Raw genomic sequence first — 5,342 nt, 5'->3', positions numbered from 1 at the left:
CACAAGGGATTGACGCAACGCCCGTTACAGAAGATCGCATAATGTATCATGGGGAATTGTTTAGCCGCCTGCTCCGTCGTTTGGGTTCTGCTCAATTGATTGAACCTCCGCAGGGGGCGGGGGCTCAATCAAGGTGCGCGTTCGAAAGTTGAGGAACTACGCAGCGCCCCGGGCAAGGGGTATAGGAAATACACCTGAGCCTGTGCTTCTGAACCACGGGGCGCTCTGCCCCACCGCCACAGCGGCCGCCCTAAGCGTTCATCAGCTATCTACTCTTTTTCGGCTTCGACGGAAGCAGGCCTTCGCGCTGCATTTGCTTGCGGGCAATCTTGCGCTGGCGGCTCACCGCCTCGGCTTTCTCGCGCGCTCTCTTAACCGAGGGCTTTTCAAAAGCCTCGCGCATCCGCATTTCCCGAAAAATGCCCTCGCGCTGGAGTTTCTTCTTCAGGACGCGGAGCGCCTGATCGACATTGTTATCGCGTACTAGAACCTGCATTAGCCGCTCGTAGGTTGGAAAAGGTCGCTCAACTTACAAGTTTTCGAGCTAATTCCAAGATTCCAAGTTCACAGTTCGCAGAAATTCGAGCTTTCTAAAAGTAAAACGAGGCCACGCTGAAACCGGGTCAGGTGCGAAATTCTAGTCCTCGAACCATACCTCGAAGCGGAGGGCTTTCACACCACCACAATCGGGACGTTGGTCGGCGATGCTTTGACCCGGTTGTACAGATCGATGACGTCCTGGTTGATCATGCGCACGCAACCGGAAGACGCCCGAGTGCCGATGGTCCACCATTCCGGTGAGCCGTGCACGCGATAACCAGTGTCGTGGCCGTCCTTGTAGATATAGTGTGCGCGGGCGCCGAGCGGGTTGTCGAGGCCACCCGGCTGACCGCCGGCCCATTTCACCAGCTCCGGCTTGCGCGCGATCATCTCTTTGGGCGGGGTCCAGGTCGGCCACTGCTTTGTGTACTGGATCTCGGCGCGACCGTTCCATTCGAAACCGGCCTTGCCGATGCCGACGCCGTAGCGGATCGCTTCGCCGCCTTCTTGCACCCAATAGAGATGCCGCTCGTTGAGCCGCACCACGATCGTGCCCGGCGCCTCGCCGGTCGGATCGATAACGATCTGACGCCGGAATTCCGGCCTAATCTTCTGGAATGGGACTGCCGGGATCACGAAACCACTGTCGATCAGCGCGGCATACATCGTTCTGTTGTCGGTGATGTTGCTGTCGACGCTGATCGGTGGGATCGACCCGGTCGATATGTGGTCAACACCCACAGGCGACATACGACCGGACGGCTCGAGCGGTCCCAGCGATGGGAGTTCGAGCGCCTGCGAGCAGCCGGAGGCACCAAGCAGGGTCATGACACCCAGGCCCGAAAGCACGGCGCGGCGAGAGACGACATAGCCGGACTCCGAAATGGTGGCGTCGGAGGACAGCTTCTGATCTTGCGGCTTACGCATGCACTCTTTACCCCAAAACGAACGGTCGGCATCATGCCTCCGGCTGGGCGCATTTTCACAATTCATGGTTAATAAGGCGTGAAACCTGCCTGCCCGCTGCTTTCCACAAGTGCAGGGTGGCAGACGCCACGGCATGGGCATGTGGGAGAGTTCGCGTTACTACTCATGTTCTGAACGCCCAGGCAGCGTCAGGAGCGGATACTTGGCCAGTGTGACCCGAGCGTCTCAATTGGGGCCGACAGTGGAACGGCCGCTTCCTGGATGGTAGCGCTGAAAGCTGAAAGCCGACCTTTGTATTCAGCGTAGTGGGCCGACTGCAGGGACGACGAACGGAGCGACGGCCCTTATTTCACCGTGATGGCAATACCGCTGAGATCGGCGTTGACTTGCAGGCCTACCTGCTTGCCTGAGAGCTCGAGTTGGGCGCCCTTGTCATTGGTCATGACGATCATCTGGGCCCCTTTGCCGAGCGCGCCGCCACCGCCCGCCGCACCGTAGACCCCCGTCACATCTCGGGCGCGGCGAATGTGGCGAACGGTACCATGGAAATAGGTCTTAGAAGCCCCGAAGGCGAGGCCGCCCGAGATGCCGCCGACAGTGATGGGATAGCGGCGACCATGGAAGGTCAGCGTGCCCTCGCCTCCAGAACCACCCACAAAGAAGGCAGCCTTGTAGACTGAGAAGCTGATCGTACCGCTGTCGGCATGCGCGGAGTCGGCAAAGCTGATTCCTGCTACAGCGATAACTGCAGCCGCGACTGAACGAAATCTGGACGAAACCTTCATGATGCGAGTCTCCTCAAAATCGAGGCTTACCCAGCAGGAGGGCACGTAAACGTCATGCCAAAGCCACAGCTGAAACAGTCTCGCCCGTCATTAGTTCCAAGCACGCGCCCAGAATCCGGCTGCGAGAAGGCCGCCACGAAACGAGGCGGATGGCAAACATAGTCTCGGTGGCAGCCAACGCTCGGCTGACTCAGGATTGCCTGCACGAAATCTAGAGCCACGAAAGCGAGGGAATGCGCAAAGCTGTAAACATCTAACAACCCACAACCTTTGACCGCGTTGCTGAGATGTGCTCGGAGGCTTGTCGCGACACCACGTACAGCGCGGTCACAGATGTCTGCTTCCGGGCAACGTCAAGATCGACTTCTACGGCGGACATGGGGCGCGTTCCCACCCGGCCTGCCTGCCTCATTACGGTCATTCGCTCCGGCGAGGAAAGCTTCTGTGCCGAAGCAACGATCCGGATCGAGGTCTCGAGCTGACCCGCTTCGGTCATTGCCGCTGCTCGGCAGGAACGTCGCGAGAGGGTGGCAGGACTAAGCCGCTCGCGCGGCAATGGCGCTTGTGGCTGGCGGTGCGTTTCCTGATCGACGTCGGTTCTTTGTGTCTCGGGTTCCTGGCCTGACGATTGAGACTTCTCAATCTGATGGACAGGAGGGTCCGATGACAGAGGAGAAGACCACCGCGCTGCGTGAGCGGATGATCGAGGACATGCGCATCCGCGGGATGGGCGACAAGGCGCAGCAAGGCCACATCCGGGCGATCAAGGATTTCGCGGCCTTTCTGGGGCGCTCACCCGACACGGCGACGCCGGAGGAGTTGCGGGCCTACCAGCTACACATGACCAATGCCGGGGTGACGCCCTCGACATTCAATGTCCGGATCATCGCGCTCAGGTTCTTTTTCGGGATCACCTGCGGGCGCGAGGAGATGAAGCGGTACATGCAGTTCCAACGCAAACCGCAGAAGCTGCCGGTCGTCTTGAGCGTCGAGGAGGTCGCCGACCTGCTGGCCGCGGCTCCCGGGCCCGGGCTGAAGTATCGGGCGGCGCTCAGCATCAGCTATGGCGCCGGGCTGCGGGCGTCGGAGGTGTGCCACCTCAAGGTCACTGACATCGACAGCGAGCGCATGCTGATCCACGTCGAAGAAGGCAAGGGCGGCAAGGATCGCAAGGCCATGCTATCGCCGGGCTTGCTGGATCTGCTGCGCGATTACTGGCGGGAGGCGCGTCCGCGGGGATGGTTGTTTCCCGGCAAGCCGAAGATCAATCCGATCTCGCCGCGCCAGCTCAACCGGGCCTTCACCGCGGCCAAGCACATGGCGGGCATCGCCAAGCCCGCAACGCTGCATACCCTGCGCCACAGCTTCGCCACGCATCTGCTGGAGGCGAACACCGACGTGCGGGTGATCCAGGTTCTGCTCGGCCATGCCAAGCTGAGCAGCACCGCCCGCTACACCCACGTCGCCACCAAGTTGATCCGCGACACCATCAGCCCGTTCGAGCGCCTGAAGCAGTTGGAGGATCTCACCCTGAGGCGTCGGCTGGAATGAAGCGCGCGCCGGGGTGCCCCGGCAAAAGCTGGAGATCGCTGACATCTTCCGAGCCTATGGGCCTGCGTGGCGGCGAGCCAATGCCGGGCATGTCAGCCTGACCCAGCTCAAGGTCATGGCGGCGATCGAAGCCTGCCGAACCGAGGCGCTCGGCGGGCATGTGGCGGCTTGCACCAAGTGCGGGCATAACCACATCGCCTATAATTCCTGCAAGAACCGGCACTGTCCGAAGTGCCAGGGCCCCGCGGCGCGCGACTGGATGGCCGCCCGCGCCGAAGACCTGCTGTCGGTCGAGTATTTCCACGTGGTCTTCACCCTGCCGGCCGAGATCGCGCAGATCGCTTACTGGAACAAGAAAGCTGTCTACGACCTGCTGTTTCGGGTATCGGCCGAGACGCTGAGCACTATCGCCGCCGATCCCCGGCAGCTTGGCGCGCACATCGGCATGACCAGCGTGCTACACACCTGGGGATCGGCGCTGATCCATCACCCGCATGTGCACATCATCGTGCCCGGCGGCGGGCTGTCGCCGGATGGCACGCGGTGGATCTCATGCCGCCCCGGGTTCTTCCTGCCGGTGCGGGTTCTGTCGCGACTGTTCCGGCGGTTGTTTATCGCAGGGCTGCGGGCACTGCATTGCGCCGGCGATCTGAGGTTCTACGCTGATCTGACAGCTCTCGCAGAGGCTGACGCGTTCGCCGCCTGGCTGTGCGCAAATCAGAATGGGTCGTCTATGCCAAGCCGCCGTTCGGCGGTCCCGAAGCGGTGCTCGCCTATCTCAGCCGCTATACCCACCGGGTGGCGATCTCCAACAGCCGTCTGATCAGCGCCGATGCCGAGACCGTCACCTTCCGCTGGAAGGACTACCGGATCAAGACCGGCGACCGTCAGAAGGTGATGCGGCTGGCCACCGACGAGTTCATCCGCCGCTTCCTGCTCCATGTGCTGCCCGACGGTTTCCACCGCATCCGCCATTACGGCCTGCTCGCCAGTGCGGGCCGCAAGACCAAGGTCGCAAAGATCCGCGCTCTGCTCGGAGCGGAAACGGCCAAACACAATGATCCGCCAAGCGCTGAGACGATCCCGCTCACTCTGAGACAGCCATGCCCCGAGTGCGGTGGCCCGATGCGCATCATCGAGATCTTCCGACGCGGTCAGAAACCCAGAGCCCGGGCGCCACCGAGAAAGCAGGCCGCATGACAAGGTGCCCGTCACATTGGCCAAAGCCGACCCGAAAACACTCTGCATTCCGGGATCGGATCGCTTTGCGCCCAATAACACTGAGCATCGCAAAAGCGTCGAAATCGGCACCAACGAGACCGCCAGATCTGCTTCCGATCATCGCCTCCCACACCCTCGGGTCGGCGCCTTTGCGTCTGTCGGCAGCGCCGAAGTCCACAACAGACGCCCGCGGCCCCGCGCTTTCCCCATAGGTCCCACCCAGCCTCCGCGGCTTCCTCCTTCCAAGGTTTGTCAACGCGGGCCGCCCAACGCCAGCGGCAAACGTCGCGCTGCGGCCCGCATCGAAAAACCTTCAGG

Annotated in this window: 4 protein-coding genes and 1 pseudogene; 2 read left to right on the top strand and 3 right to left on the bottom strand. The window is 61.8% G+C overall.

The genetic code is table 11. The annotated features are described in order from the left end of the window. Positions 1–265 precede the first annotated feature (265 nt). The 3 genes from rpsU to GHK62_RS24805 form a co-directional block, all read right to left on the bottom strand. Positions 266–496, bottom strand: coding sequence for a 30S ribosomal protein S21 (rpsU, locus tag GHK62_RS24815; protein ID WP_136509803.1), 231 nt, complete (start codon positions 494–496; stop codon positions 266–268). Positions 497–672: 176 nt separating this feature from the next. After that, on the bottom strand, positions 673–1,467 hold the full coding sequence (locus tag GHK62_RS24810) for a L,D-transpeptidase (protein WP_153441695.1): 795 nt from the start codon (positions 1,465–1,467) through the stop codon (positions 673–675). A gap of 344 nt (positions 1,468–1,811) precedes the next feature. Continuing rightward, positions 1,812–2,252 carry a lipid-binding SYLF domain-containing protein gene (locus GHK62_RS24805; RefSeq protein WP_153441694.1) on the bottom strand — a complete coding sequence of 147 codons (441 nt, stop codon included), beginning with the start codon at positions 2,250–2,252 and terminating at the stop codon, positions 1,812–1,814. Positions 2,253–2,915: 663 nt separating this feature from the next. On the opposite strand from GHK62_RS24805, the gene GHK62_RS24800 reads away from it, so the two are divergent. Both GHK62_RS24800 and GHK62_RS24795 read left to right on the top strand, forming a co-directional pair. Next, complete coding sequence (locus GHK62_RS24800) at positions 2,916–3,803, top strand: tyrosine-type recombinase/integrase (protein WP_153437046.1); 888 nt, start codon at positions 2,916–2,918, stop codon at positions 3,801–3,803. A 13-nt stretch (positions 3,804–3,816) separates the two neighbouring features. Next, positions 3,817–5,003: pseudogene (locus tag GHK62_RS24795) on the top strand (IS91 family transposase). Positions 5,004–5,342: the final 339 nt, after the last annotated feature.

The organism is Sinorhizobium terangae, from assembly GCF_009601505.1.
GTDB classification, from domain to species: domain Bacteria; phylum Pseudomonadota; class Alphaproteobacteria; order Rhizobiales; family Rhizobiaceae; genus Sinorhizobium; species Sinorhizobium terangae.
The sequence above is the reverse complement of the archived record's forward strand: the minus strand, read 5'-3'. Positions and strand labels throughout refer to the sequence as shown.